Below are 26,631 nucleotides of genomic sequence, written 5' to 3' on the forward strand. Positions count from 1 at the left end.
TGCCCCTGCCCCGGCCGCTCTCAACCTCTGTTACACGTTCGTCGACAAAAGCGGACAAGCTCGCCCTAAAGTATGGGCGTTCGGCTGCCGATCAGTCAGCCATTCGGCCGTCGCCCGGATGGCTCAGCCGGCCGCCGCCCGGTCGCAGTCCTGCCCGCGCAGCGCCCGCGCCAGATCGTCCCCCGCCTCCAGCACGAGCCTGCGCAGCGCCGGAGCCGCGTCCGGGTGCGTACCGAGCCAGGACTCCGTCGCCTCCAGGGTGGACCGGTCGTCCTGGAGCCCCGGGAACAGGCCCCGCACCACAACCATGCCGATCTGGATCGAACGGTCCGCCCACACCCGCTCGATCACCTCGAAGTAGGTGGCGGCGTACGGCGCGAGCAGTCCCCGCTGACCCGGCTGGACGAAGCCCGAGATCGTCGCCTCGACCAGCGCGTTCGACAGCGCGTCCGACTCGACGACCTGCGCCCAGGCCTGCGCCTTGACCGCGGCGGACGGCCGGGCCGCCAGACAGCGCACCTGGTGGCGCTTGCCCGACGCCGTGTCGTCACGCGCCAGCTCCGCCCCGATCACGGACTCGTCCGCGATGCCGTGCGCGGCCAGCGGCTCCAGGAAGGCCCAGCGCAGCTCCTGGTCGACCTCAAGACCGTCGATCTTCGCCGTACCGTCCAGCAGCCCGTGCAGCAGCTGGAAGTCGGCGTCCCTCGACGCGACCGCCGCGAAGAAGCGGGCCCACGTCAGCTGGTGCTGGCCGCCGGGCTCGGCGGTCCGCAGCTCACGCAGCGCACCCTCGGCGAGCAGCCGCCCGCCCTCCTCGCGCCACTGCGGCGCCGCGTAGTGGGTGAGCGCCGACCGCGCCCAGGCGTGCAGCATCTGGAGCACACCGATGTCCGTCTCGCGGCCCGCGTGGGTGAGCACCAGAGCGATGAAGTCCCTGGCCGGCATGAGCGCGTCCCGCGTGAGGTTCCACAGCGCCGACCAGCACAGGGCGCGCGCGAGCGGGTCGGTGAGATCACCGAGACGCGCGCGCAGGGTGTCCAGCGAGCCCGTGTCGAAACGGATCTTGCAGTACGTCAGATCGTCATCATTGACGAGTACGAGCTCCGGCCGTTCGGCCCCGGCCAGCTCCGTCACGACCGTACGCGGCCCGGCGACGTCCGTCTCGGCCCGCGCGAACCGCTCCAGCGCGCCGTCGGGCGTGCGCCGGTACAGCCCGATGGCCACCCGGTGCGGGCGCAGTTCCGGGTGGGACTCGGGCGCGTCCTGCACCACGGCCAGCTCGGTGATCCGGTCCTGGGCGTCGTAGAGGACCTGCGGGGTGAGGGAGTTGACCCCGGCGGTCTGTAGCCAGGACCGCGACCAGCCCGTCATGTCCCGCCCGGACGTCTCCTCCAGTACGGAGAGCAGATCGCCCAGCCGGGTGTTCCCGTACGCGTGCCGCTTGAAGTAGCGCCGGGCGCCCTCCAGGAAGGCGTCCCTGCCGACGTACGCGACGAGCTGCTTCAGCACCGACGCGCCCTTGGCGTACGTGATGCCGTCGAAGTTCAGCTTGGCGTCCTCCAAATCACGGATGTCGGCCGTGATCGGGTGGGTGGACGGCAGCTGGTCGGCGCGGTAGGCCCAGGCCTTGCGGTTGTTGGCGAAGGTGATCCAGCCGTTGGTGAAGCGGGTGGCCTCCACCATCGAGAAGCACCCCATGAAGTCCGCGAAAGACTCCTTCAGCCACAGGTCGTCCCACCACTGCATGGTGACCAGGTCGCCGAACCACATGTGCGCCATCTCGTGCAGGATGACGTTCGCCCGGCGCTCGTACGACGCCTGCGTCACATTGCCGCGGAAGATGTACTCCTCGCGGAAGGTCACCAGGCCCGGGTTCTCCATCGCGCCCAAGTTGTACTCGGGCACGAAGGCCTGGTCGTACTTCCCGAAGGGGTACGGGTAGTCGAAGTGGTCGTGGAAGAAGTCCAGGCCCTGCTTGGTGATCAGGAAGACGTCGTCCGCGTCGAAGTGCCGGGCGAGCCCCTTGCGGCACATCGCGCCGAGCGGGATCTCCAGCACCGTGCCGTCGTCGAACGTACGGCGGTAGGAGTCCGTCACGTAGTGGTACGGCCCCGCCAGGACGGTCGTGATGTACGTCGAGATCGGCTTCGTCTCCGCGAAGTGCCACACCCCGTCGGTGAGCGTGCCCACGCCGTTGCTCCAGGCCTGCCAGCCCTCCGGCGCGGTCACCTGGAAGGTGTACGGGGCCTTGAGGTCCGGCTGCTCGAAGTTGGCGAAGACGCGGCGGGCGTCGGCCGGCTCGTACTGCGTGTAGAGGTAGACCTCGCCGTCCTCCGGGTCGACGAAGCGGTGCATGCCCTCGCCGGTACGGCTGTACGCGCACTGCGCGTCCACGACCAGCACGTTCTCCGCCTGGAGGCCGTCCAGCGCGATTCGCGAGCCGTCGAACACCGCGGCGGGGTCCAGCTCCCGCCCGTTCAGCGTCACCGCGGTCACGCTCGGCGCGATCAGGTCGGCGAAGGTGGCCGCCCCCGGCTCCGTGGCGCGGAACCGGATCGTCGTCAGCGAGCGGAAGGTCCGCGGCCCGTCCGGCGCCTCACCCACGGCCGAGCGCAGGTCGAGGGCGATCTCGTACCTGTCTACGGACAGCAGGCCCGCCCGCTCGCCCGCCTCGTCACGGGACAGATTCTCACCGGGCACGGTCACTCCTTCGGCTTGCCTTGTGGCTCGTTCGAAACCCGAACGATCCTCGCATGTGCCACTGACGTACGGCATCAGGGAATGCCGTCGGCGGTCCGTGACGTTGCTCCGGGCAGGTGCGTCCGCAGCTCGTCGTCCGCAGCCCGTAATGAGGAGAGTCATGTCCGAGAAGACCCCCGTCGACTTCTGGTTCGACCCGCTGTGCCCCTGGGCGTGGATGACGTCCCGCTGGGTCCTCGAAGTGGAGAAGGTCCGCGACATCGAGGTGCGCTGGCATGTGATGAGCCTGGCCGTCCTCAATGAGCCCCGGATCGACGAGCTGCCCGAGGAATACCGCGACATGCTCGCGAACAAGGCCTGGGGCCCGGTCCGGGTGGTCATCGCCGCCCAGCAGAAGTACGGCGACGAGGTCGTCGGCAAGCTGTACACCGCGCTCGGCACCCACTTCCACAACCAGGGCGAGGGCCCGACGCGCGAGGCGATCTCCGCCGCCCTGGACGAGGTCGGACTGCCCGCGGACCTGATCGACTACGTCGACTCCGACGCGTACGACACCGAGCTGCGCGCCTCCCACAAGGAGGGCATCGACAAGGTCGGCCAGGAGGTCGGCACCCCGGTCATCGCCGTCCCGGGCGCGGACGGCGAGCAGATCGCCTTCTTCGGCCCGGTCGTCACCCCGGCGCCCAAGGGCGAAGAGGCGGCGAAGCTCTGGGACGGCACGCTGATGGTCGCGTCGATACCCGGTTTCTACGAGATCAAGCGGACCCGCACCCAGGGCCCCATCTTCGACTGACCGAGGCTCCGGCTTCGAGTGGCTGACAGTTCGAGTGGCTGACAGAAGGACCCCCGCGAGTCATGTCCTCGCGGGGGTCCTTCGTCATTCCGCCCGCACGTGAAGGGTGAGAAGACGATCACGAGCAGGACGTGTGGCGGTCCCTTGTAGCGGTGCCTTCCTACGGAGCGAGCAGCAGATTGTTCGCCCGCTCCTTGGCGGAGGCGTAGCGCTTGGCGACGTCCTGCCAGTTGACGACCTCCCACATCGCGTCGATGAAGTCCACCTTCTGGTTCTTGTACTGGAGATAGAAGGCGTGCTCCCAGGCGTCGAAGACCAGGATCGGGACCGAGCCCTGGCCGACGTTGCCCTGGTGGTCGTAGACCTGCTCGACGATCAGCCGGGCGCTCACCGGCTCGTACGCGAGGACACCCCAGCCCGAGCCCTGGGTGGTCGCGGCAGCCTTGGTCAGCTGCGACTTGAAGCCGGTGAAGGAGCCGAAGGACGCGGCGATGGCGTCCGCCAGCTCGCCCACACCGTCCGCAGCCAGCGGCTCGCCGCCCCCGTCCCCGGTCATGTTGTGCCAGTAGATCGAGTGCAGGATGTGGCCGGAGAGATGGAACGCGAGGCTCTTCTCCAGGCCGTTGATCGCGCCCCAGGACTCCTTGTCGCGCGCTTCCGCGAGCTGGTCGAGGGTGTCGTTGGCGCCCTTGACGTAGGCCGCGTGGTGCTTGTCGTGGTGCAGCTCGATGATCTGCGGGTTGATAACCGGTTCGAGCGCCGCGTAGTCGTAAGGAAGTTCAGGAAGCGTGTACGTGGCCATGTGTCCGAGCCCTCCGGCCTCTTGTTGCACATCTTATGCAAGTGCACGCTAACAGCAAGAGGGCGGCCGTGCTCCTCATGACACCCCGCCCCATGTGCCACCCCCGACAACGCCCTGACCTCCGGTTTGTGGGCGACTGACGGTGATCCGGGCCGGTGTGGTGGGCTAACGTCGGGCTGTCCCGAATTGCCCTCTCTACCCGCGGAGACCCCATGAGTACTGCTGCCGCAGCCCCTCGTACCGGAGCGGTCCTCGCCGATCTGCTGCCCGCCACCCGCACCCGGGACATAGCCCTGGTCGTCGGCGGCGCCGTGCTTACCGGCCTCGCGGCGCAGCTCTCCGTACCCGTCCCCGGCTCCCCGGTGCCGGTCACCGGCCAGACCTTCGCCGCGCTGCTCGTCGGCACCGCGCTCGGCGCCCGCCGCGGCTTCCTGTCCCTCGCCGTCTACACCCTGGTCGGCATGGTCGGGATGCCGTGGTTCTCCGCGGGATCCTCAGGACCCGGCGGCGCCTCCTTCGGCTATGTCCTCGGCATGCTGCTCGCCGCCACGGTGGTGGGCGCGCTGGCCCGCCGCGGCGGCGACCGTTCCGTACCGCGCACGGCGGGCACGATGGTGCTGGGCTCCGTGGTCATCTACGCGGTCGGCGTCCCCTACTTGGCGGTGGCCACCGGAATGTCGCTGAGCGCCGCGGTCACCGCCGGCCTGGTGCCCTTCCTCCTGGGCGACGCCCTCAAGGCGGCCCTTGCGATGGGCGCACTGCCCGCCGCCTGGAAGCTCGTCGGCCGCCGCGGCTGATGCCGTCGTCCCTGGTGAAAGCGTCCGGACATGCGTGCCGGACATGCGTGAGGCTCCCCGTTTCGCCCGGTGGGGGTCCACCCGGTGCGTACGGAGAGCCTCACGGCGCCACCTGACGGCTTCGGTCAGGTATTGATCTCGTCCCGTGCCGCCCCTACGGGGATCTCGTCGGGGATGTCGCTCGCCGTCCGCCGCTGCCGCGCCTCGCGCACCAGCGCGATGGCGATCACGACCGCCGCCACCAGCAGCGACAGCAGCACCTGCTCCCGCCCGGTGTCATCGGTGAGCATGTAGACCAGGACGAACGAGATCATCGCGATCGTCGCCCAGGTCAGATACGGGAAGAGCCACATCCGTACGACCAGCTTCTCCGGCGCCTCGCGCAGGATGATCCCGCGCATCCGCAGCTGCGTGAAGCAGATGACCAGCCAGACGAACAGCGCCACGGCGCCCGACGAGTTCAGCAGGAACGCGAAGACCGTGTCCGGCCACTTGTAGTTGAAGAAGACGGCGACGAAGCCGAAGAGGACGGACGACAGGATCGCGGCCCGCGGCACACCCCGCGCGTTCGTCCGCGCGAAGGCCCTGGGCGCGTCCCCGCGCCGGCCGAGCGAGAAGGCCATCCGCGACGCGGTGTAGAGGCCGGAGTTCAGACAGGACAGGACGGCCGTCAGCACGATGACGTTCATGATCTGTCCGGCGTGCGGGATCCCGATCGAGTTCAGGGCCGCGACGTACGAGCCGTCCTTGGCGATCGACGGGTCGTTCCAGGGGAGCAGCGTCAGCACGATGAAGATCGAGCCCAGGTAGAAGACGGCGATCCGCCAGATCACACTGTTGGTGGCCTTGGCGACGGCCCGCTGCGGGTTCGAGGACTCCCCGGCGGCGAGCGTGACGATCTCGCTGCCCATGAAGGAGAAGACAACCATCAGCACACCGGTCAGGATCGCGCCCGGTCCCTTGGGCAGGAATCCGCCGGAGTCGGTGAGATGCGCGAAGCCGGCGCCCGGGTTGTCGGAGCCCGGCAGCACGCCGAAGACGGCGAGCAGGCCGATGACGACGAACGCCGCGATGGCCACCACCTTGATGCCGGCGAACCAGAACTCGAACTCGCCGTACGACGCCACGGACGCGAGGTTCGTCGCGGTCAGGACGACCATCACGATCAGCGCCCACGCCCACTGCGGCACGGCCGGTACCCAGCCCTCCAGGATCACCGCGCCCGCGGTCGCCTCGACCGCGAGGACGACCACCCAGAAGAACCAGTAGAGCCAGCCGATCGAGAATCCGGCCCATCGGCCCAGCGCACGGTCCGCGTAGGCCGAGAAGGACCCGGACGTGGGCTGCGCCGCGGCCATCTCGCCCAGCATCCGCATCACGAGCACGACCATCAGGCCGACCAGTGCGTACGACAGCAGGATGGCGGGGCCCGCGGCGGCGATGCCCGATCCGGAACCGACGAACAGCCCGGCGCCGATCACACCACCGATCGCGATCATGGACAGATGGCGGTTCTTGAGCCCGGCCTGAAGGCCGTCGGGGGACTGCGGATTCCCAGGTACGCCGGGGTCTCCGCCTTCCTTAGTGGGGGTAGGAAGGGAGGTCATGCAGGAATCCTTACATCCGCGACGAGCTCGGCTGATGAGCCCCCGCATTTAAACGCCAGGCCGCCCACGGCGGAAGGGCCTGCTTCGAATACTGGTGAAACACCGGTGGCCCCGATGCGGAGCCCCGACCCGCTGACCGCTACCCGGCGACGCGCGTGCCACACTTCGGTCCATGCGCGTGTATCTCGGTTCCGACCATGCCGGCTTCGAACTCAAGAACCATCTGGTCGAGTGGCTCACGGCCCACGGCTACGAGCCCGTCGACTGCGGGCCCCACATCTATGACGCCCAGGACGACTACCCCCCGTTCTGCCTCCGCGCCGCTGAGCGGACGGCCGCGGACCCCGGCAGCCTCGGCGTCGTGATCGGCGGTTCCGGCAACGGCGAGCAGATCGCCGCGAACAAGGTCAAGGGTGTACGGGCCGTCCTCGCCTGGAGTGAGGAGACGGCGGAGCTCGGCCGCGAGCACAACAACGCGAACGTCATCTCCGTCGGCGGCCGGATGCACACCCGCGAGGAGGCCGTCTCCTTCATCGAGGTCTTCCTGAAGACGCCGTACTCCGGCGCGGAGCGTCACTCACGCCGTATCGAGATGCTCACGGACTACGAGGCGACCCACGAGCTGCCGCCCATTCCGGCGCACCACCCGCAGCAGGACTGACCGACCGGATCGCACCGCACGTCCGTGCCGCCGGGCCCGCCCGGCGGCACAGCTGTGATTTCAGGGAGACACCGTGCCCGAGGGGCATACGATCCACCGCCTCGCCGCGGACCACCACGACCGCTTCGCCGGCCGGCCGGTACGGGTCAGCAGCCCGCAGGGCAAGTTCTCCGGCAGCGCCGTCCTCCTCGACGGACGGGTGCTGGCCGAGACCGAGGCCCACGGCAAGCACCTCCTGCTCGGCTTCGGAGACTCCGGCTGGATCCATATCCACCTCGGCCTCTTCGGCAAGGTCGGCTTCGGCGACGCACCGGCCCCGCCGCCCACGGACACGGTCCGGCTGCGGCTCGCCTCGGGCACGGCGTACATGGATCTGCGCGGCCCCACCACCTGCGCCCTGATCACCGACCCGGAGAAGCAGGCGATACACGAGCGCCTGGGCCAGGACCCGCTGCGCCCCGAGGACGACGGCGAGCAGGCCTGGGCGCGGATCTCCCGCTCCCGTACGACCATCGCCGCGCTGCTCATGGACCAGAAGGTCATCGCGGGCGTCGGCAATGTCTACCGCGCCGAAGTCCTCTTCCGGCACGGCATCGATCCCTACCGCGCGGGCAAGGACCTCACCCGCCGCGAGTGGGACGCGATCTGGGCGGATCTGGTGGCCCTGATGCGCGAGGGCGTACGGAACAACCGCATCGACACCGTCCGTCCCGAGCACACCCCCGAGGAGATGGGCCGTCCGCCGCGCGTCGACGACCACGGCGGCGAGGTCTATGTCTACCGCCGGGCCGCCATGCCCTGCCATCTGTGCGGCGCCGAGATCCGCACCGCGCCCCTCGCCGCCCGCAACCTGTTCTGGTGCCCCGGCTGCCAGCGCCGCTAAGGCCCTTTCCCGGGGGTCAGTTGGTGCGCACGATCACTCCGACGACAGTTCCTTGACACGGATGTGATCGGCGGGGGCGGGTTCGGGTTTGGGTTCGATGTGACGAGTCTCCTTGGCCAGGGCCACCGTGACCGCCGTGAGCCCGCTCATCAGGGCGATGAAGACCACGACGCCGGTGACGCTGTGGTCGAACCAGAGCAGCAGTGACGCGGCGAGGAGCGGTGCGAGCCCCCCGGTGAGGACCGTGCCGATGTTGTTCGCGACGCCCACCGCGCTGAATCGCACGGTGGTGTCGAAGAGTTCCGCGAAGAACGCGGGCTGTGAGCCGAGGATCGCGGACTGCCCGATGCCCAGCGTGACCAGCAGGGCCAGCCAGATCTCCCAGGTCTGTCCGCCGTCGATCAGTTTGAAGAACGGCCAGGCGGAGGCGAGGAGTACCAGCGCCCCGCCGATCGAGACGGGCCGGCGCCCGACGCGGTCGGAGAGGGCGCCGAAAGCCGGCACCGTCACGAGTTTCACGGCCGCCGCGAGGGCGATGCCGCTGAGCAGTGCCGAGGTGGGCAGGCCGCGGTCCTCGGCGTACGTCACCGAGAAGGTGCCGAAGATGTAGTACCCGGCGTTCTCGCCCGCACCGGCGCAGATGACGATCACCATCTGCTTCGGGTAGCGGCGCCACGCCTCCACGACGCGGCTCTGCGCGATCCGTTCACGCGGTGAGCGGCGCTCTTCGTTCACCGTGACGCCCGCCCGCTTGAACTCCGCGGTCTCCTCGAGCGAGCGGCGCACCCACAGTCCGAAGAAGGTCAGCACGGCGCTGGCCAGGAAGGGCAACCGCCACCCCCACGAGAGGAAGGCGTCCTCCGACAGCAGGCCGGTGGCGAGAGCGAAGGCCCCGGTGGACAGCAGTGTTCCCGTACCGGTGCCGATCGCGGGCAGCGACGTGAGGAAGCCACGCCACTTGGGCGGCGCGTTCTCGAAGAGAATGATCAGCGCACCGGTCTTCTCGCCGCCGGCCGCGAAGCCCTGCACGAAGCGCAGCGCCGTGAGCAGGACGGGGGCGGCCACACCTATCTGGCCATAGGTCGGCAGCAGTCCGATCGCCGTCGTCGCCAGGCCCATCAGCAGCAGCGTCACGACCAGGACATGCTTGCGTCCCTTCGTGTCGCCCTTCTCGCCGAAGTACGCGCCGCCGAGCGGCCGTGCGAGAAAGCCGATGGCGAAGGTGCCGTACGCCAGGACCGTGCCGACCAGCGGATCGCTGTCGGGGAAGTAGACCTTGTTGAAGACCAGGGCTGCCGCGGTGCCGTAGAGGGCGAAGTCGTACCACTCCACGGTGGTGCCGAAGACCGCCGCGAGAGCGACCTTCGGCTGGAACAGCGGTCTTTTGCTTGGCACTTCGCTCACGGAACTCATCGGGGGACTCCTTCGTCACCTTCGGGCCAACCACCCAGTACCATCAGGTGGTTCTCTTGTGCTGCAGAATGGTTCGGTGATGTTATGGAGGTGCCCACCCCCTGGCAAGGGGTCGGCGGCGACCTTTTCTCATGACTCTCGACCGCAGGAGGACCCCATGCCCGAGCCCGACGCGGGCGGCGTCCGCAGTGTGCAGCGCGCTGTGGAGCTGCTCGCGCTGTACGACGCCGAGCACCCCAGCCGTACCGTTCGCGAGCTGGTCGACGCGACCGGTCTCGCCAAAACGACCGTCGTACGGCTCGTCCACACCCTGGAGCAGTGCGGTCTGCTGTGGAGCCGCAGCGACGGCCGGACGGTCCCGGGGCCCGGCCTGCTCCGCTGGGCGGAACTGGCCCGCACCACCTGGCAACTGCCCGAGTCCGCTCTCGCGCTGCTGAAGGAGCTGAGCGTGGTGAGCGGTGGCGAGGCGGTGCACCTGTACGTCCTCCAGCAGGGCGCCCGTGTCTGCGTCGCCCGGCACGAGGGCACCCGCACGCTGCGGCACGTGGTGCGTGTGGGGGAGGAGATGCCCCTGTGGTCAGGCGCGTCGAGCCATGTCCTGCTCTCCCGTGCCGAACGCGCCGATGTCGAGGCGGTCGCGGCCGCGGCCCCGCACGAGGACTGGCCGCGCGTTCTCTGGGAGCGGGCGCAGCGGGCGGCGGTCAACGGCTGGTCCGTCAGCCACGGAGAGCGTGAGGCGGGCGTATCGGGCGTGGCCGCGCCCGTATTCGACAGGGCCGGCCGGGTGGCCGCCGCCATCGCGCTGGGCGGCCCCACCGCCCGCTTCACCGAGCAGGCTGTCGCCGCGTTCTCCGGGCCCCTTGTCGAGGCGGCCCGCGCGCTCACCGCGCTCGACTGCGTGGGGGGTGCGTCCCATTGAGCACCCCCGGCCCCCTCCTCGACGGCATACGCGTCCTCGACCTGACCAACGTGCTCGCGGGCCCCTTCGCCGGCTATCAACTCGCCCTCCAGGGCGCGGACGTCCTCAAGATCGAGATACCCGAATCGGGCGATCTGGCGCGGCAGCTGGGCGCCGACCGGGAGCTGAGTGACAACCTCCTCGGAGCGTCCTTCCTCGCCCAGAACGCGGGCAAGCGGTCCCTCACGCTGAATCTGAAGGACCAGGCCGGCCGCGAGGCGCTGTTGCGTGCCGTACGCGCGTCGGACGTACTGGTCGAGAATTTCCGGCCCGGAGTGATGGACCGCCTCGGCGTCGGCTGGGACGTGCTGCGCACCGAGAACCCGGGGCTGGTCTACTGCGCCATCTCCGGCTTCGGGCAGACCGGACCGATGCGCGCCCGCCCCGCGTACGACCAGATCGTGCAGGGCCTGAGCGGCATGATGAGCGTCACCGGCACACCGGAGGCCGCACCGCTGCGCGCCGGGTTCCCGGTCGCGGACACACTCGGCGGCATGGCCGCCGCCTACGCCATCGCGGCCGCGCTGGTACGCCGAGGCCGCAGCGGCGAGGGCGCGTTCCTCGACGTGTCGATGCTGGAGGCCGCTCTCACCGCGATGGGCTGGGTCACCTCCAACTACCTCATCACGGGCCGCAGTCCGCAGCCGATGGGCAACGAGAACTTCACCGCGGCCCCGTCCGGAACCTTCCGCACCGCGGACGGGCACCTCAACATCGCGGCCAACCGGCAGCAGCAGTTCGCCACTCTGTGCCGTCTGATCGGCCGGGAGGAATTGATCGAGGACGCGCGCTTCAGTCATCCCGCCGACCGCAAGGCGCACCGCGAGCAGCTGCGTGCCGAGGTGGAAGAAGGGCTGGCGCTGCGGACCGCCAAGGAGTGGGAGGACGTCCTTTCCGACGCGGGTGTCCCCGCGGCCCGGGTGCTCTCGGTGCCCGACGCGCTGGAGCTGGAGCAGCTGGCGGCCCGGGATTTCATCCGCAGACTGCCGTTCCCCGGTGGACGGGAACGGGCGCTGGCCGTACTGGGTAGTCCCGTCCGGGTGGACGGCGAGGCGGTCGGCCCGGCGTCGCCACCGCCGCTGCTCGGCCAGCACACCGACGAGGTACTGGGCGAGCTCGGCTACGGGAAAAGGGAGATCGACGACTTGAGGAAGCGCGGGGCGATATGAGCCTGAAGGACGCGACAGCCGACGGCGGGACGGGTACAGCGGTGACGGAGAGTTCGACGGTGACGGAGGACGCGGTGACCGCCTGGTGGTCCACGGCCGTCAGCCGCATCCGACCGGGAGAGATCCTGCTGCGCGGCTATCCCGTCGAACAGCTGGTCGGGCGAATCACATTCGCGGAGCAGATCTGGCTGATGCTGCGCGGAGAGTTGCCGACCCCAGGACAAGGACGGCTCCTTGAGGCGGCGCTCGTCGCTGCCGTCGACCATGGCCCGCAGGCGCCGTCCATCGCCGCGGCCCGGATGGCGGCGACCTGCGGGGTCGGTCTCAACAGCGCGGTGGCGACAGGTACGGGGCTGCTCGGCGACACCCACGGGGGAGCGGGCCAGCAGTGCATGGAGGTACTGGCCCGGATCGTCGAGGGGGAGTCCGCGGACGCGGTGGTCGCCGGGTGCCGAGCCCGTGGGGCGTACGTCCCCGGCTTCGGACACCGCTTCCATCCCCGCGATCCGCGCCGGGATCCCCTGCTGGCGCTGGTGCGGGGAGCCGTCGACGCGGGCGAGGTCCCCGGCCGCGCCCTGGCGGCCGGCCTCGCACTGGAGGAATCGCTGGCCCGTGGGCGTACGAAACCGGTTCCGATGAACATCGACGGCGCCACCGCGATCGTCTACGCCGAGCTGGGTTTCCCGGCCGAGCTGGGCAGGGGCCTGTTCGTCCTGTCCCGGAGCGTGGGAATCCTGGCGCACGCGTGGGAGGAGTACGAGGGCGGGGCGCGCATCAAGGGACCGCTGCCGAAGCCGCTTCTCGCGGGATATCACGGCAAACCGGCGCGCGACCATATGTCCCCGGACTCCCCGGACTCCCCTGGCTCTCCTGCCTAGAAGCCGTGCGGCAGCCAGGGTGCGACGTCCGACGCGAAGGCGACCGACGCCTCCGCCAGCGCCCCGGGGCGCAGCTCCCGGACCCGGCCCGCGCGCGCCAGCGCGGCCAGGGACACCCCGCCCAGATAGGCGGCGCCCAACTCCCTGACGGAGAGCGCCAGATCGGGCGTGTCGCGGGTGCGCTCGCAGGACGCGCCCTTGGCGTCGCCGCTGAGCCGCCAACGTCCCTCGTTCCAGGGGCAGAAGGTGTCCTCGACCTCGAACGCCACATCCACCGGCGCCCGGTACGTACGCGCCGCGAGCGCGGCCCCCACCTCCACCGGCCGCAGATGCAGCGAGTCCCGCAGCCGCATCCCGCACCGCCGGACGTCGGAGACCAGATACTGGAACGGATCGTCGGCGGGCCGGTTGCGCGCCCGGACCGTCGAGGTCAGATCGATGTCGAAGAGAAAACGCCAGAGCGCCGCGTACGCCACCGGGTCGGGCGCGTGCACGTCCAGCAGCTCGATCGTGCCCTTGGGGCCCGAACTGTCCCACTCCGGCTTGTTGCGGAAGAGCGCGAATCCCACGACCTCGCCATGCCGCTCCGCCAGGACACACTGGAGCGGCGACATGCCGTCCTTCTCCTGGTCGGCGTCGACGACGGGCAGCCGCTCCCAGCCCGGCGGGCGGGCGACCATCCCCGGCCGTCCCGCGACGTCCTTGGCGTACACCGCCTCGCACGCGTCCCGTACAGCCCGGTCATCCGGGGTCACCCGACGTATGCGTACATCGTCGGCCCCCTCGGGCACCGCGATCCGCACCCGGCTCGTGTCGATCTCCGCCGAGAGCTGCTGGGTCGCGATGCCGTAACCGAACCGTCCGTAGATCACCGGCTCGGACGCCGTCAGCACGGCGAGCGGTTCGCCCAGGGCCCGGACCTCATCGAGCTGGCGCCGCATCATCGACGTGAGGATCCCGCGCCGCCGGTGCGTGGCCGCCACGCTCACCATCGTCACACCGGCCGTGGGCACCAGCGCGCCACCGGGCACCGACAGCCGGAAGCTGAACGCCCCCGCGGTGCCGACGCACTCGTCCCCGTCCCAGACACCGACCGAGCGCTCGCACTCGGTCAGCTCCCGCCACAGCGCGTGCGCCCCGTCCGACTGGGCCACACCACCGAACGCGAGCTCCAACGCCCCGTACCAGCGGTCCCATTCGGACGCGTCCAGCACCCGTAGATCAGTCGTCATGTGCCATGAGTACCAGGGCCGCGTCGAGCAAGCGACCCGATTTCGAACGCATTGTCACGGGGGTCCCCCCTGCACGGTGGGCGGCTGGATCGATAGGGTCCACCACAATGGCCGGTGTCGCGGGAGCGGAGTCGTATTCGGCCCGGATGCGCATGACGCTGCACCGGGTCCGCAACGCCGTGCGCAAATCCGGGGTGGACTACTTCCGGGGCGACGGCTCCGACTGGATCGCGCTCGCCGGCCTGCTGCTCACCATCCCGGCCATCGCCATCGCCACGATGGCGATCCCCGTCTGGTGCGCGCCCTCCGCCCTCGTCCTCCCGATCGTGGCCGGCGGACTGCTGCTGCGGCCCGCGAGCCTGCTCAGCCTGTACGCCGCCGGCGCCGCCGCCCTGATCATCGAGTCCATGGTCCTCGGCCCGTACACGGACGGTCCCGGCCGGGTCACGCCCGGCACGGTGCTGGTGGTGGCGGCCTGCGGACTCTTCGGTCTGCTGATCGCCCAGTTCCGGGCCCGGGTCGGGGTGCCGTGGCGGCGCGGCGGGACGATGCTCTTCGACCTGCGCGAACGCATCCGGGTGCAGAGCGCCCTGCCCCGCCTGCCCGAGGGCTGGCACCGCGAGATGGCGCTGCGCCCGGCGGGCGGCCAGTCCTTCTCCGGCGACTTCGTGGTGGCGGCACGGACGAACGGCGGCCGCAGCCTCGAAGTCGTCCTCACCGATGTCTCGGGCAAGGGCATGGACGCGGCCTCCCGCGCCCTGCTGCTGTCGGGCGCCTTCGGCGGCCTGCTCGGCTCGCTCCCGCCCCACGGCTTCCTGCCGGCGGCCAACGGCTATCTGCTCCGCCAGGACTGGGAGGAGGGCTTCGCCACCTCCATCCACCTCGTCCTCGACCTCGACTCGGGCGACTACGAACTGCTCTCCGCGGGCCATCTGCCCGCCCTCCAGCTCCACGCGGGCACCGGCCGCTGGGACGAGATGTCGGGCGAGGGCCCGCTGCTCGGCGTCTACGACGGCGCCCAGTTCGATCCCGTCAAGGGCAATCTGCGCCCCGGGGATGTCCTGATGCTCTTCACCGACGGCCTGGTCGAGGCCCCCGGCCGCGATATCGCGGAAGGCATCGACCGCCTCACCGGAGAAGCCGACCGCTATGTCGGCACGGGCTTCGAGGGCGCCGCCTGGCACCTGATCGAAGCCATCGCCAAGGACGTCAACGACGACCGGGCGCTGTTGCTGATCTGCCGCGAGGCCTGACGCGGCCCGAAGCGGTACGAGACGAACGCCACCCGAGGGCCGTGCTCCCCGGCTGCGGTTCGTCTTTATGATGCATATGGAGTTATCGGTACCTAATCGCCCAATCAGACCCATTGCACGGAAGCGGCGGCCACGAGCGTCATGACCACCACTGAGATCGCTGTTCCCCCGAAGAGAGCCGGCCGGCCGTACGCGACGGCGGGGGCGCTCGTCGGCGGCCTGGCCTTCGGCGTCCTGACCAACCTGGCCCAGGGTTGGCTGCCCGGTTCCTGGAACCAGATACCCAACTCCGGCGCGGTCTGGTCCGTCGCCGCGTTCGTGGCCGGCGCGCTGCTGGCCGGCCGGGTGCCCCGGGTGGGTCTCGCCGTCGCCGGGCTCGCGGCCGAGCTGGCCCTCGTCGTCGGCTACTACGGCTACGCGGAATTCGGCCGCGACGGCATGGGCGCCCTCTACTGGCCGCTCGTCTGGGTGGCCATGGCCTGTATCGCCGGACCGGTCTTCGGTATCGCGGGCGGCTGGTGGCGACAGGGCGGGACAACCCGCCAACGCGTCCTGGGACTGGCCGCGCTCGCGGGCGTCTTCGGCATGGAAGGCATCCACTACGCCTGGAGCCTCCACTACATGACCCAGGCGTCGGTCTGCCTCGCGGTCCTGGTGCTCGTACCGCTGCTCATGGCCCGCTCCCACCGGGAGCGCGCGCTGACCCTGCTGACGGCGCTCTCGTTCTCGCTCCTCGCGTATGTGCTGGTCATGGGCTCCCTGGGGTCACTCGGGGGCTGACCCGGCCCACAGACCGCCTGCCCACAGACCGCCGGCCGTCAGGCTGAGGCCGCGCAGACGCAGAACTCATTGCCTTCGGGGTCGGCCATCACCACGTGGTGCCCCTCGAACTCCCCGAGGACGCTCCCGCCCGCCGTCACCAGCCGCTCGGCCTCCGCCGCGATCCGCGCCCACCGCTCCTCGGGACTGCCGTGGCCCGGCACCCGGACGTCGATGTGAAGCCGGTTCTTCGCCGTCTTCGGCTCGGCGACCTTGAGGATGCCGAGCCGGGGGCCGACCCCGTCCGGATCACAGAGCCACGCCCCGTCGTCCACGGAGTCGTCCTCCGGCAGATCGAAACTCGCGTGCCACTCCTCGCGGGTCGCGAAGGGAGCAGGCGGCGGCTCGTCGACATACCCGAGCGCCGTCTTCCAGAACCCGGCGAGGAGCGGCGCGTTCGTACAGTCAAAGGTCAGATCGATTCTGGCTGCCATGACAGGACCGTACTGCGCGCCTCTGACAATCCGTGTCCGGCGGATCCACGACGCGTTCGGCATGGACGAGATCTGACCGCCCCAACAAGACGGCCCGCCAATTCGTCTGCGCTTCGGCTGAGCATCAAGCCTCGCGGTGTTCAGCGAGAAGCGCGGCAACCTCCGGCGTATCTGCGTAGTCCTGCAGCCGCATCAGGACAACCCGCACCCGTTCCGCCGTTCTCGCTGACGCTACGTCCGATGAGATGGAGATCGCGCGATCCGCCACCGCTGTGGCCTCTTCAGGTTCATTGGCATCGGCCAGCGCGACGGCAAGCCACGAGAGGTACAGCGCCAATTCCCGCGTGTGAGTCGCGTCGTACCTGCCGAGGACGTCGCGCAACAGGGGTACGGCTCGGAGTGGTCGACGCAGTTCGGTGTAGACACGCGCTTCCATGACCTGTAATTCGCCGACGTCCACCCAGTACAGGTAAGCGGGTTCGTCCTCCCCGCTTCGTCGCCCGAGCGCTTCCGCGGCTTCCCCGAGCGCCCGCATGGCCGGTTGTACTTCCCCGGCTTTGGCGTGTGCCCACGCCACGCGATCAAGGTACAACGCGCGGGCGCGTGGTGGCGCTTCCTCAGCGCCGGCCAGGGCTGCCCGTGCCATGTCGAGGCCGCCGGGCACGTCGCCCGTGTTCGTCTGCTGGTAGGCCAGTGAGCTGAGGAGGTTGCCCGCCAAAGTCGCATCTCCAGCCCGGTGTGCTGCTGACAGCCCTAGTCGGTAGATGCGTTCCGCTTCCTCATGCTGCCCGGCATCGCTGGCAATCCAACCGACGATCTGCGCCAACTCGCCAATTTGTAACAGGAGTTGAAGACCCACCTTCTCGGTGTGGGTGGATTCCCGGAACAGTTTCACGGCGGAGCGAAGTTCCCGCAGGGCGGGGCGCATGAGGTCTCCCCCGGCCAGCACGTCGTCGGCCAGCCGTAGGCCGTGCACGCGCCGTTGTAAGTCGTCCGCCTGGACCATGCCGATGCGGCGTCCTGCACGGACGCTGAGAGCCGCCAGCGGGTCACCCTCGGGCAGGTAGTCGGCCAGTGCAGGCAACGGGGGCGCGGTGCCCGCCTGCGGCTCCTTGAGTACCGCCACAGAAACCCCGAGGGCAGCAGCGAGCGAAGGCAGCCATTCTCTCGGCGTGCGTTTCCCCGTCTCCCACCGGCTGACCTCCTGGCGGCCGACTGGCTCACCAGCGATGCCCGCCGCCCGGCAGACCTCCCGCGCCAGCCGTGTCTGGCTCCACCCGCGCTGTTCGCGCTCGCGTCGGATGTTGGCCCCGATGCTGCTCCCCATGGGCCAAGTCTGGCCGACAGTTGGCCGACACGTGGCCGCTAGCCGTAGACCGACCTCGGGCGGGAGGGTGTGGAGCGCGCACCACCCTGCTGTCGGGTGAAAACCGGCTTGGTTGTCCTGCTTGACGGTCGGCAGCCGGGCGAATCGGAAGGAAGAAGAGTGATCAGGATGCACAAGGCCAGTGGCGGCGGAGACCGCCTGCCCGGGGAGCCTTACCCGGGACCGCACCAGCCGCCGAGCCCGGATGGTGGGCCAGGTGTTCCCAACCCGCCCAAAAGTGAGGCTCTCACTCAGTGACTTCTGACGCACACCAGGAGCGCCCCGGCCGCACCGAGCTGGGGCGCGTCCTCATGGCCGGGGGCGTGCTCTCCTCGGACTGGGCCCCCTCGTTCGCTGCTGTTCCCCGGTCCTCGTTCCTGCCGGATCTCATCTGGCCGTTCGACATGGAGTCGGGGCAGAGCGTCCCCGTCTCGCGTTCGGAAGAACCGGATTCCTGGTACGCCTACGCGGATGCCGACACGCCCGTTGTCACTCAGTGGGATGACGGCAGGCACGACGGCACCGCTCCGGGCGTAGTCGCGACCTCTTCCGCCTCTATGCCCTCCGTCGTGTTCCGGATGCTCCACGACCTGGACGTACGGTCCGGCGACCGTGTCATGGAGATCGGGGCGGGAACCGGCTGGAACGCCGCTCTACTGGCTCACCGGCTGGGGCCGGAGAACGTGGTCACGCTGGAATTGGACTCCGTGGTCGCCGCCGAGGCGCGTACGGTCCTTGAGGCATTCGGGATGAACATCCGGGTCATCAACCGGGATGGTGCCACGGGATACCCGGAAGGGGGGCCGTACGACCGGATCATCGCCACCTGCGGCTTCCGGTCCATTCCGTTCGCTTGGGTGGAGCAGAGCCGACCGGGCGCGGTGATAGTGGTCCCGTGGGGGACGCATTACGGCAACGGGGACGCCGTGGCCCGCCTGGTCGTCGCAGACGACCGAGCCAGTGCCACGGGCGCGTTCACGGGTCCGGTGGAGTTCATGAAGGCACGAGCCCAGCGTCTTTCACCTGTCGTGCACTCCGAGTACGTCAACGGCACCTTGGCCGTCCGCGACAAGTCGTCCACCACGATCAGCGAGGACGCGTTCATGGGGGAGCGATTCAGTCCCCAGCGGTTCGCCGTGGGACTGCGGGTCCGCGATTGCGTTCACGTGGTGGCCGAGAAGCGCGAGGGCAGGCGGCCTGTGTGGCTCTACGGACTCACTGACCGGTCATGGGCGTGCGTGCAGTTCCGCGACGGCCAGGACGCAGACGTGTGGCAATCAGGCCCCCGCCGGCTCTGGGACGAAGCCGAAGCGGCGTACCAGTGGTGGAACGAGAAGGGAAAGCCGGACCACGACCGCTTCGGACTCTCCGTCACGGCCGACGGGCAACAGGCGTGGCTGGACGACCCAGCGGATTGCTGGCCGGTCTGAGAGGGCGGACTGCCGTGGCCCGGCACCCGGACGTCGATGTGAAGCCGGTTCTTCGCCGTCTTCGGCTCGGCGACCTTGAGGATGCCGAGCCGGGGGCCGACCCCGTCCGGATCACAGAGCCACGCCCCGTCGTCCACGGAGTCGTCCTCCGGCAGGTCGAAACTCGCGTGCCACTCCTCGCGGGTCGCGAAGGGGGCGGGCGGCGCAGATCGATTCTGGCTGCCATGACAGGACCGTACTGCGCGCCTCTGACAATCCGTGTCCGTCAGATGGTGGTGTCAGTGGTGGGGTGGGCAGAGGACGAGCAGGCAGCTCTGGATCTTGACGTCGTCGATGACGGGGCCTCCGTAACCGGGGTTGGTGCTGACGAAGGTCAGGGTGACGGAGGTGTTCAGCAGGGTGGTGAAGACCGCGGTCTGCTGGACGTAGCCCATGCTGCGGCGGCCGTGGCCGGTGATGTCGAAGCTGAAGGTCTTCAGAGGCGAGCCGTTGACTCTGAGTTCGCCCGTTTTGAGGGCGGGGAGCCACTCCGGGTTGCCCGCCAGCTTGAAGCTGACGATGTACGAGGTCAGCGGCAGCGTTGAGATCTTCCGCGAGACGCTGCCGGACGTACTGCCGTTGAGGTCGAGGGACTGGTGTCCCTCGGCGGCGTCCCACAGACGGTCGTTGGTGAGGTCGACGCTGTCGCCGCCGACCGTCCAGGGGCCCATGGGCTGTCCGCCGAGGTAGTCGGTGAAGGTGTACGGGGCCGGAACGAGCGGGGTTTCGAAGCCGTCGGCGGACGCGCCGGCGGCCGCCACCCTGTCGGTTGTGCCCTCCGCACGCGGCGCGGCGGTGGCGGGGGTGGCGGACAGCAGGAGAGCTGCGGCGGACAGGGCGGTGACGGACAGGTGCACTGGGCGCATCTGGCCCCTTCGGTCGGTGCGACGCCATACGACGGGGCCCCCAGCCGAGGACCCATTCGGAGTCTGCGGGCCGCCTCGCAACCGGCCAAGGGCCCCGCTGCCGCGCACGGGAGCAGAACGAGCAGGCTGGAGACGGCCCTCGGGTGCGAGCGGCGCGCGGACAACGTCCGTACGCCCCCTGGCATACGGATGTCCCGACCTCGGGGAATGCCGCGTACCCCGTCCACCGTGGCCCCGCTGCCGCAGGGGGCGTCCGCGCCGGGGCGCCCGAACGTCGGCGCGCTCCGACCACCAGGGGGAGCACGGGGTGGGCCGTGCAAGCTGGTGTTGTTGTCTGCGGGTGAGGGCCGAGGGGTATTCGGGGTGGGCCGGGTCGTTTGGTGTCGGGTGGGGCCGCCCCTTTCTGTTTGATTGTCGCGGCTCCGGGCCGGGCATCAAGGGCGCTCCTTCGTCGCGTCGGCTGCGCCGATTCCGCTGCGCTCCACCCTTGACCCCCGTCCCTCCACCGCAAGTGACTCTTTGAGGGGGGCGGCCGGGGGGAGGGGTTCCCGGGAAGCCAGGATGCGGCGGATGCGCTTTGCCGTCCTCGGGCCCGTGGGTGGATTGCGCGGCAGTGGAATGGGGCGGCCCGGCACCGGCTCAGCGGCAAACCCTCATCAGCTGGCCGAGGCACAAGCAGGTGTCTGAGCTGGGTGGGCACTGAGATACTCCCGCCGTGGATACGAGCACGAGAGTGGATGGGATACGGCCGGGCCAGGGTTCAGGCCGTCCTATGGAATGGGCGCTGCGTACCGCAGAACTGGCGGACGTCGAGGTGATCGCGGAGCTGCGGGCGACGGTGATGCGCCCGGACCTGGAGCGGTTGGGTCGATTCGATGAACATCGGGTCCGGCAACGGCTGCGGGATTCCTTCTCGCCGCAACACACGTCGGTCATCGTGGCCGATGGCGCCTTCGCGGGCTGCGTCACCGTCCGACCGGCCGAGGACGGGCAGCAGCTGGAGCATTTCTACCTTGCTCCAGGCATGCAGGGCCGGGGGCTCGGTTCCGCTGTCCTGCGCACACTGCTGGACCGAATCGATGCAGACGGAGTGCTCGTCCGCCTGAATGTCTTGCAGGGCAGCGCCGCCCGCCGACTGTATGAGCGCCACGGCTTCATCGTGGAGAGTCAGGACCCCATCGACATCTACATGGTCCGACGGCCGGATATGCGTCTCACAAGCTCCTAGCGCACCCCCTGACGCAGGACCGACCGAGGGGCAGCCCAACCAGCCGGGCAAATGAGTTCATATCAGGGCGTCGAGCGCCTCTCGTACCCGTTTCTGGGGTGTCATGCGGTCGCGGAGCTCAGACACCAGCTTGTGCCTCGGCCACAGACGGTGGTCGGTCGCTGAGCCGAGCCGGGCCGCCCCATTCCACTGCCGCGCAATCCACCCACCGACCCCAGGACGGCAAAGCGCCCGGGCCCAGAACTGAGCTTCCCGGGAACCCTCCCCCCGGCCGCCCCCCACTGCCTTCACTTGCGGTGGAGGGACGGGGGTCAAGGGTGGAGCGCAGCGGAATCGGCGCAGCCGACGCGACGTAGGAGCGCCCTTGATGCCCGGCCCGGAACCGCGACAATCAAGGAGAAAGGGGCGGCCCTCCGGTGCTCAACGCGACCTGGTCCGCCCCGACTACCAGTTTCTGAGTCGCAGACGACAGGTTCAGCTTCGGTTGAGGTCGCCGCTTGCGGCGGCGGTGACGAAAGTGGTGAAGGCGTGCGGGGCGACGGCGAAGACCGGGCCGTCGGGGTTCTTCGAGTCGCGCACGGCGACGGCGACGGCGACGGCGGTGGTGCAGGTGGCGACCTCGACACAGTCGCCGCCGGTGCTGCCGCTGTAGCTCGACTTGTGCCAGGTGACGTTGCCGACCGGCGCGCACTCCACGCAGTCGCCGTTGGTATCGCCGCTGTAGCTCGACTTACGCCAGCGTGCACCCGTCGTGATCAGACTGCTCTCCATAGCGCTCCTCCATTAGACGGGCGATCAGTTCCGCCGAGTCCCCCACGGAGAGTGCGGCGGCCTGCAAATGATCGTAACGGAGCGATCGGTTCCTTACGTCCTTTGGATTGGCCGTCGGATGGCCAGCTTCGTACCCCTCGGTGTAGGCGATGTCGGGGTCGTCTTCGAAGCGCATGACGTTGAAAGAGCCCATCAGCCCAGCATGCGCGCCTGCCGTGAACGGCAGCACCTGGATTTGGACCCACTTCACGTTCCGGAAGGACAACAAGTGGGCAAGTTGCTTTCGCATTACCCCCCGGCCGCCGATCTCCAGGAACAGTGCCGCCTCACTCAGCACCACCCAGGTCAGCGGGGGGTGCTCCCGCTTGAGGATGTGCTGCCGCTCAATCCTGGCTGCGACTCGCTCGTCGAGCTTGTCCGTCGTCAGGGAGCCCAGTACCGCCCGCGCGTACTCCTCCGTCTGTAGCAGTCCGTGCACCAACTGCGCCTGAAACGTGCTGATGTACGACGCCCGCGCCTCCATCTCCGCGTACTGCTGGAACCACGGCGGAAGTTGGCTCCGCAGCACCAGCGGTACCAGTCGGCTCAGCGCCCCTCCCGTACCCAGCGCCGCGTCAACCCTCTCCGCGAACGGCCTGGTTGGAACCTTCCTCGCCGTCTCGATCTGCCCGATCAGTGAGCCGGTGCAGTAGATGATCGCGCCCAGCTGCTTCTGGTTGAGATTCGCGGCTTCGCGTAGCCGTCGCAGCTCGGCGCCGAAGTAATCCAGCGGGGACGCGCTGGGGTCCAGCTCACGGATGGTTGACACGACGGCCTCCAACGTTACGGAGCGTTTCTTCTAGTCCGTAGCCGAGCGTAGCCATGTCGTCGCACGGTTGGGGGGTGAATGCGACAACCCAACCCCATCGAGCTGGAGTTAGCGTGCTGCAGAGCGCAGAGTTTCCCCCGAGTTGTTACAGCATGAGCTTCACTGTGGGTGAGCACTCCGCCCGGCACTTGCGACGCATCGTGCATACGTATCTCTGTGCCTGGGACCTGGAAGACCTGTGTGACTCGGCGGAATTGGCCCTCACCGAGCTGCTCGCCAATGTGGTGCGCCATGTGCCGGGCCGTGGCTGTTCGGTGCTCTTCATGTGGCAGCCGGACTCTCTGCGCGTCGAAGTGACGGACAAGGAGCCGCGGCTGCCCACGGTGAAGGAGTTTCAGGACCCCGGCGAACTGTCCGAGGACGGCCGGGGCCTGCTTCTCATCGACGCGGTGACCGACCGGTGGGGTGTGACGCCACGCCCCGGCGGTGGCAAGACCGTGTGGTTCGAGTGCGAGGCGAAACGGCAGCAGTCAGCTGACGACTGACTGTGGCTCCCGTGTCGGTTCGCCCTCCCTCGGAGTGCCGCCATGGCCGCCACCGCTGTCGCCGTCACCACCGCCGCCCCCGCTCCGGCCACCCGGCAAAATCCGGGCCAGCCAGTGCGACCGGCCGGCGGCCAGCGGGCCGAGGACGGCCAGGACCAGGACGTAGCCCGCGATGAAGGGGGCGAGCCGCGCGTCGAGGCTCGCTCCCGCCGCCATCGTGGCGAGGATCAGGGCGAACTCGCCTCGCGCCAGCAGCGTTGTGGAGATGTTCGCCGCCGGTCCTGCGCCGAAGCCGAAGATCTTGGCTGCGGAGAGTCCCGCGAGGACGTTCATCACCAGCGTCACGGCGACGGCGGCGAGCACCGGCCACAGCACGGTGGGGAGGTCGCCCGGGTTGATCGACAGGCCGAAGGCGAAGAAGAAGATCGCGCCGAACGCGTCGCGCAGCGGGTGGACGAGTTTGCGGATCCGGTCGCCCGAGGTCGTACCGCCGAGCATCAGGCCGACCATGAACGCGCCGATGGCGTCCGCCACACCGAACCACTCGGAGACGCCGGCCACCAGGACGGCGATGCCGAGGAAGGAGATGACGAGCAGTTCGTCGTCCTTGGTGGCGATGAAGCGTCCGACGACCTTCGTCCCGTACCGGGCGGCGAGAGCGAGCAGCAGCAGGAAGCCGAAAGCCTTTCCACCGTCCACCACGGCCGCCGAGAGGCTGTCCGCACCGGACAGGATCGGCTGGAGCGCGGCGAGGTAGAGGGCCAGGAAGATGTCCTCGACCACGATGATGCCGAGGATCGGCTTGGTCTCCGGATTGCCGATACGGCCCAGGTCGACCAGGACCTTGGTGACGATCGCGGACGAGGAGATGCCGAGGACCCCCGCGAGCACCAGCGCCTCGGACGTGCCCCAGCCCAGCGCGAAGCCGAAGCCGAGACCGGCGCCGACGTTCAGGGCGAGGTACGCACCGCCGGCGAGGGCCATCTTCCGGCCGCCCGCTTTGAGGTCGTCCAGATGGAATTCCAGGCCGAGGTAGAAGAGCAGCAGGACCAGGCCGAGAGCGGAGAGCATCTCCAGGTCGTGCGGGTCGGAGACCAGCACGATGCCGGGGGTGTGCGGGCCGAGGAGGATCCCGGCCAGGATGAACAGCGGAATGGTGGGCAGCTCGATGCGGCTGCCGAGGCGGGCGAGTACGGCGGCGGCGAGGAAGGCGCCGCCCATGGCTATGAGGGTCTCTGCGTGTCCGATGGGGTCGTTCCTCCGTCGTAAGGTCAAGAGTGCGTCAAGGAACCGTCAGTAATTAGTTTACCAAATGGTTTATCGGGCAACTGTCGCATCCCGGTCAGCGTCGCGGTCGGCGTTCTGGTCAGCCTCGCGGCGGGCGCTCCTGTGGCTCGTACAAGCAGGGCCGCGCACCCGGCCCGTGCCCGTACAGTCGCCCCATGCCGTATCTGACCCTGTCCGAGGTCGAGTCCCTCGCCCGCGCGGCCCACGCCGCCCAGACCGACAAGGCGGGACGTCCCTACGCCGAGCACCTGGCGGCGGTCGCCGAGGGAGTACGGGCGCGGGGCGGCTCCGACGAGCAGATCGCCGCGGCGTGGCTGCATGACGCGGTCGAGGACGACGCGCTGTCCAGGGAATGGCTCGACACGGCCGCACTGCCGCAGCCGGTGAAAGAGATGGTCCTCGCCGTCACCAAGGTGAAGGGCGAGGACGTCCGTACGTACGCCCGGCGGATACTCGCCACGCCGGGGGCGCTGCTGGTCAAGGAGTCCGACCTCGCGCACAATGCCGATCCCGCGCGGCTCGCCGTGCTCGACGAGCCGACGCGGGAGCGTCTTACCGAGAAATACCTGAGGATGCGCCGACTGCTCGACCTGCCGACTGACGGTCAGACACGGACGCAGACGCAGGCATAGGCGCAGCCTTGGCGGGGCCAGCCGCAGGCGCCGCCGTTGCCCGACCCGCCGCCGCGCCCGGCGAACCGTTCCCGTCGCGCCCATCGCGCCCGAACGCCCACGCCATCTCCGGCTCGGTGGCGAAGCGGAACAGCCGGCGCACCGGAGGCGTGCACAGCACCGTCACCGCCGCGGCGGCCAGGACGGACAGCGCGATCTTCCCGGTGGCGCTCGTCAGCCACGGGTAGGTGTCGAAGAGCCCCGCGAACACCGCGCCCTTGACCAGGAATCCGTGCAGCAGATAGCCGCAGATGGTGCCCGTACCCAGCACCGTGAACCACATCCGGCGGCGCGGCACCCAGGCCAGGAATCCGGCCGAGAGCAGCAGCGAGCAGCCGAAGAGCGCGAAGGTCATCACGGGCCCCGACCACCACGGGGCCTCCAACTGCTGGGCGCTGGAGCCGTGGTAGAGCCAGCCGGGCCGCATCCGGGTCGCGGCCCAGTACGCGACGAGCGCCGCGCCCACGAACAGCGGCACCGCCAGCAGCCGGACCTCGCGCCGCCGCACCAGCTGGAAGTGCTCGGCCTTGAGGCACAGTCCCAGGACGAAGTACGGCAGGAACTGCAGCACGCGCTGGAGGTTGAGGTCGTCTCCGATGTCCGGGGTGAGTGACGCGAGCGCGGCGACGGCCAGTGCGACCGGCAGCGGGTGGCGCAGCGCGCGCCAGATCGGGGTGGTCAGCCGCCAGACGAACAACGCGGCCAGGAACCAGGTGAGATACCAGGGGTCGAGCAGGCTGATCGGGTGGCCGGGGGAGTCGTCCGCGTACCGCTTGAAGAGCGAGTAGGCCAGCTCGAAGAGCACGTACGGCACGGCGATGCCGGTCACGAGCCGTTTGATCTGGTGCGGGCGGGCGGCGAAACTCCGCGAGAAGTAGCCGGAAATGATGATGAAGGCCGGCATGTGGAAGCTGTAGACGAGCAGGTAGAGCGCCTTGGTGGCGCGGCTGCCGTCCATGACCGGTTCCCAGGAGTGCGCCACCGCCACGAGCACGATCGCCAGGTACTTGGCGTTGTCGAAGAACGCGTCTCGTTCAGTGGACACCGGGTGCTGATTCGGCATCCGCTCGGCGGACCGCCGAACGGCCGGTCCCGGCGTGTCGGCCACCGTCGGAGCCGGGGTTCTGGGGGTGGGCTCCTGCTGCCTTGCCCGGGGGAGCGGGGACCTCGTATATCCATGGGGCGCCTGGAACATCTGAGGCACCCTAGCCGCGCGTATTG

At 69.4% G+C, this 26,631-nt stretch carries 25 protein-coding genes and 1 pseudogene; 13 read left to right on the forward strand and 13 right to left on the reverse strand.

The window, feature by feature from the left end:
• Positions 1-123 precede the first annotated feature (123 nt).
• A complete protein-coding gene (gene pepN, locus ACZ6MZ_RS19790) occupies positions 124-2,700 on the reverse strand; it encodes an aminopeptidase N (RefSeq protein ID WP_469353274.1) in 2,577 nt (858 codons plus the stop codon).
• Between the two features lie 160 nt (positions 2,701-2,860).
• Here pepN and ACZ6MZ_RS19795 point away from each other — a divergent pair, with 160 nt between their 5' ends.
• Complete coding sequence (locus tag ACZ6MZ_RS19795; RefSeq protein WP_384188264.1) at positions 2,861-3,493, forward strand: mycothiol-dependent nitroreductase Rv2466c family protein; 633 nt, start codon at positions 2,861-2,863, stop codon at positions 3,491-3,493.
• Positions 3,494-3,653: 160 nt separating this feature from the next.
• Here ACZ6MZ_RS19795 and ACZ6MZ_RS19800 read toward each other — a convergent pair whose 3' ends face one another.
• Positions 3,654-4,295, reverse strand: coding sequence for a superoxide dismutase (locus tag ACZ6MZ_RS19800; protein WP_384188263.1), 642 nt, complete (start codon positions 4,293-4,295; stop codon positions 3,654-3,656).
• 212 nt (positions 4,296-4,507) lie between these two features.
• Here ACZ6MZ_RS19800 and ACZ6MZ_RS19805 point away from each other — a divergent pair, with 212 nt between their 5' ends.
• On the forward strand, positions 4,508-5,092 hold the full coding sequence (locus tag ACZ6MZ_RS19805; protein ID WP_469353277.1) for a biotin transporter BioY: 585 nt from the start codon (positions 4,508-4,510) through the stop codon (positions 5,090-5,092).
• Positions 5,093-5,217: 125 nt separating this feature from the next.
• Here ACZ6MZ_RS19805 and ACZ6MZ_RS19810 read toward each other — a convergent pair whose 3' ends face one another.
• Positions 5,218-6,699 carry an amino acid permease gene (locus tag ACZ6MZ_RS19810; RefSeq protein WP_469353279.1) on the reverse strand — a complete coding sequence of 494 codons (1,482 nt, stop codon included), beginning with the start codon at positions 6,697-6,699 and terminating at the stop codon, positions 5,218-5,220.
• 172 nt (positions 6,700-6,871) lie between these two features.
• Between ACZ6MZ_RS19810 and ACZ6MZ_RS19815 the strand changes: the two genes are divergently transcribed.
• Positions 6,872-7,360, forward strand: coding sequence for a ribose-5-phosphate isomerase (locus tag ACZ6MZ_RS19815; protein ID WP_384333010.1), 489 nt, complete (start codon positions 6,872-6,874; stop codon positions 7,358-7,360).
• A 73-nt stretch (positions 7,361-7,433) separates the two neighbouring features.
• Positions 7,434-8,243 (forward strand): Fpg/Nei family DNA glycosylase, encoded by an 810-nt coding sequence (locus ACZ6MZ_RS19820; protein WP_469353281.1) that lies wholly within the window; start codon positions 7,434-7,436, stop codon positions 8,241-8,243.
• A gap of 33 nt (positions 8,244-8,276) precedes the next feature.
• Here the strand turns inward: ACZ6MZ_RS19820 and ACZ6MZ_RS19825 are convergent, their stop codons facing one another.
• Complete coding sequence (locus ACZ6MZ_RS19825) at positions 8,277-9,656, reverse strand: MFS transporter (protein ID WP_389787897.1); 1,380 nt, start codon at positions 9,654-9,656, stop codon at positions 8,277-8,279.
• Between the two features lie 157 nt (positions 9,657-9,813).
• On the opposite strand from ACZ6MZ_RS19825, the gene ACZ6MZ_RS19830 reads away from it, so the two are divergent.
• The 3 genes from ACZ6MZ_RS19830 to ACZ6MZ_RS19840 are packed head-to-tail and all read left to right on the forward strand — an operon-like array spanning position 9,814 to position 12,661.
• Positions 9,814-10,575 carry an IclR family transcriptional regulator gene (locus ACZ6MZ_RS19830; protein WP_469353283.1) on the forward strand — a complete coding sequence of 254 codons (762 nt, stop codon included), beginning with the start codon at positions 9,814-9,816 and terminating at the stop codon, positions 10,573-10,575.
• Positions 10,572-11,783: a CaiB/BaiF CoA transferase family protein gene (locus ACZ6MZ_RS19835; protein WP_469353285.1), complete on the forward strand. Its 1,212-nt coding sequence runs from the start codon at positions 10,572-10,574 to the stop codon at positions 11,781-11,783. Before ACZ6MZ_RS19830 ends, ACZ6MZ_RS19835 begins: the two co-directional genes overlap by 4 nt.
• Positions 11,780-12,661: a citryl-CoA lyase gene (locus tag ACZ6MZ_RS19840; protein ID WP_469353287.1), complete on the forward strand. Its 882-nt coding sequence runs from the start codon at positions 11,780-11,782 to the stop codon at positions 12,659-12,661. The genes ACZ6MZ_RS19835 and ACZ6MZ_RS19840 overlap by 4 nt, the downstream gene beginning before the upstream one ends.
• Here the strand turns inward: ACZ6MZ_RS19840 and ACZ6MZ_RS19845 are convergent.
• The gene (locus tag ACZ6MZ_RS19845; RefSeq protein WP_469353289.1) at positions 12,658-13,893 is read right to left on the reverse strand and encodes a GNAT family N-acetyltransferase; all 1,236 of its coding nucleotides are present in this window, start codon (positions 13,891-13,893) and stop codon (positions 12,658-12,660) included. The genes ACZ6MZ_RS19840 and ACZ6MZ_RS19845 overlap by 4 nt on opposite strands.
• A gap of 107 nt (positions 13,894-14,000) precedes the next feature.
• Between ACZ6MZ_RS19845 and ACZ6MZ_RS19850 the strand changes: the two genes are divergently transcribed.
• Both ACZ6MZ_RS19850 and ACZ6MZ_RS19855 read left to right on the forward strand, forming a co-directional pair.
• Positions 14,001-15,146 carry a PP2C family protein-serine/threonine phosphatase gene (locus tag ACZ6MZ_RS19850; protein WP_389787906.1) on the forward strand — a complete coding sequence of 382 codons (1,146 nt, stop codon included), beginning with the start codon at positions 14,001-14,003 and terminating at the stop codon, positions 15,144-15,146.
• Positions 15,147-15,287: 141 nt separating this feature from the next.
• On the forward strand, positions 15,288-15,926 hold the full coding sequence (locus ACZ6MZ_RS19855) for a DUF6518 family protein (protein ID WP_469353291.1): 639 nt from the start codon (positions 15,288-15,290) through the stop codon (positions 15,924-15,926).
• 38 nt (positions 15,927-15,964) lie between these two features.
• Here the strand turns inward: ACZ6MZ_RS19855 and ACZ6MZ_RS19860 are convergent, their stop codons facing one another.
• Positions 15,965-16,399: a VOC family protein gene (locus ACZ6MZ_RS19860; protein ID WP_469353292.1), complete on the reverse strand. Its 435-nt coding sequence runs from the start codon at positions 16,397-16,399 to the stop codon at positions 15,965-15,967.
• A gap of 124 nt (positions 16,400-16,523) precedes the next feature.
• Positions 16,524-17,726 carry a helix-turn-helix transcriptional regulator gene (locus ACZ6MZ_RS19865; protein WP_469353293.1) on the reverse strand — a complete coding sequence of 401 codons (1,203 nt, stop codon included), beginning with the start codon at positions 17,724-17,726 and terminating at the stop codon, positions 16,524-16,526.
• A 293-nt stretch (positions 17,727-18,019) separates the two neighbouring features.
• On the opposite strand from ACZ6MZ_RS19865, the gene ACZ6MZ_RS19870 reads away from it, so the two are divergent.
• The gene (locus tag ACZ6MZ_RS19870; RefSeq protein ID WP_469353295.1) at positions 18,020-19,195 is read left to right on the forward strand and encodes a methyltransferase domain-containing protein; all 1,176 of its coding nucleotides are present in this window, start codon (positions 18,020-18,022) and stop codon (positions 19,193-19,195) included.
• Between the two features lie 5 nt (positions 19,196-19,200).
• On the opposite strand, the pseudogene ACZ6MZ_RS19875 reads toward ACZ6MZ_RS19870, so the two are convergent.
• Both ACZ6MZ_RS19875 and ACZ6MZ_RS19880 read right to left on the reverse strand, forming a co-directional pair.
• Positions 19,201-19,398: pseudogene (locus ACZ6MZ_RS19875) on the reverse strand (VOC family protein); the annotation flags it as partial.
• A 75-nt stretch (positions 19,399-19,473) separates the two neighbouring features.
• On the reverse strand, positions 19,474-20,100 hold the full coding sequence (locus ACZ6MZ_RS19880; protein ID WP_384332992.1) for a DUF642 domain-containing protein: 627 nt from the start codon (positions 20,098-20,100) through the stop codon (positions 19,474-19,476).
• 772 nt (positions 20,101-20,872) lie between these two features.
• On the opposite strand from ACZ6MZ_RS19880, the gene ACZ6MZ_RS19885 reads away from it, so the two are divergent.
• Positions 20,873-21,328, forward strand: coding sequence for a GNAT family N-acetyltransferase (locus ACZ6MZ_RS19885; protein ID WP_469353297.1), 456 nt, complete (start codon positions 20,873-20,875; stop codon positions 21,326-21,328).
• A 474-nt stretch (positions 21,329-21,802) separates the two neighbouring features.
• Here ACZ6MZ_RS19885 and ACZ6MZ_RS19890 read toward each other — a convergent pair whose 3' ends face one another.
• Complete coding sequence (locus ACZ6MZ_RS19890; RefSeq protein WP_469353298.1) at positions 21,803-22,099, reverse strand: DUF397 domain-containing protein; 297 nt, start codon at positions 22,097-22,099, stop codon at positions 21,803-21,805.
• Positions 22,059-22,907 carry a helix-turn-helix domain-containing protein gene (locus ACZ6MZ_RS19895; RefSeq protein WP_469353300.1) on the reverse strand — a complete coding sequence of 283 codons (849 nt, stop codon included), beginning with the start codon at positions 22,905-22,907 and terminating at the stop codon, positions 22,059-22,061. The genes ACZ6MZ_RS19890 and ACZ6MZ_RS19895 overlap by 41 nt, the downstream gene beginning before the upstream one ends.
• Before the next feature lie 152 nt (positions 22,908-23,059).
• On the opposite strand from ACZ6MZ_RS19895, the gene ACZ6MZ_RS19900 reads away from it, so the two are divergent.
• Positions 23,060-23,452, forward strand: a complete 393-nt coding sequence (locus ACZ6MZ_RS19900) for an ATP-binding protein (RefSeq protein ID WP_469353302.1) — start codon at positions 23,060-23,062, stop codon at positions 23,450-23,452.
• Here ACZ6MZ_RS19900 and ACZ6MZ_RS19905 read toward each other — a convergent pair.
• The gene (locus ACZ6MZ_RS19905) at positions 23,438-24,673 is read right to left on the reverse strand and encodes a cation:proton antiporter (RefSeq protein WP_469353304.1); all 1,236 of its coding nucleotides are present in this window, start codon (positions 24,671-24,673) and stop codon (positions 23,438-23,440) included. The genes ACZ6MZ_RS19900 and ACZ6MZ_RS19905 overlap by 15 nt on opposite strands.
• A gap of 221 nt (positions 24,674-24,894) precedes the next feature.
• Here ACZ6MZ_RS19905 and ACZ6MZ_RS19910 point away from each other — a divergent pair, with 221 nt between their 5' ends.
• Positions 24,895-25,371 carry an HD domain-containing protein gene (locus ACZ6MZ_RS19910; RefSeq protein ID WP_469353306.1) on the forward strand — a complete coding sequence of 159 codons (477 nt, stop codon included), beginning with the start codon at positions 24,895-24,897 and terminating at the stop codon, positions 25,369-25,371.
• Here the strand turns inward: ACZ6MZ_RS19910 and ACZ6MZ_RS19915 are convergent.
• Entirely contained in the window at positions 25,292-26,605 is a 1,314-nt protein-coding gene (locus tag ACZ6MZ_RS19915; protein WP_469353308.1) for an acyltransferase family protein, read from the reverse strand. The two genes, ACZ6MZ_RS19910 and ACZ6MZ_RS19915, sit on opposite strands and share 80 nt — an antisense overlap.
• Between the last annotated feature and the right edge of the window lie 26 nt (positions 26,606-26,631).

Source organism: Streptomyces sp. NPDC042201 (assembly GCF_055582185.1).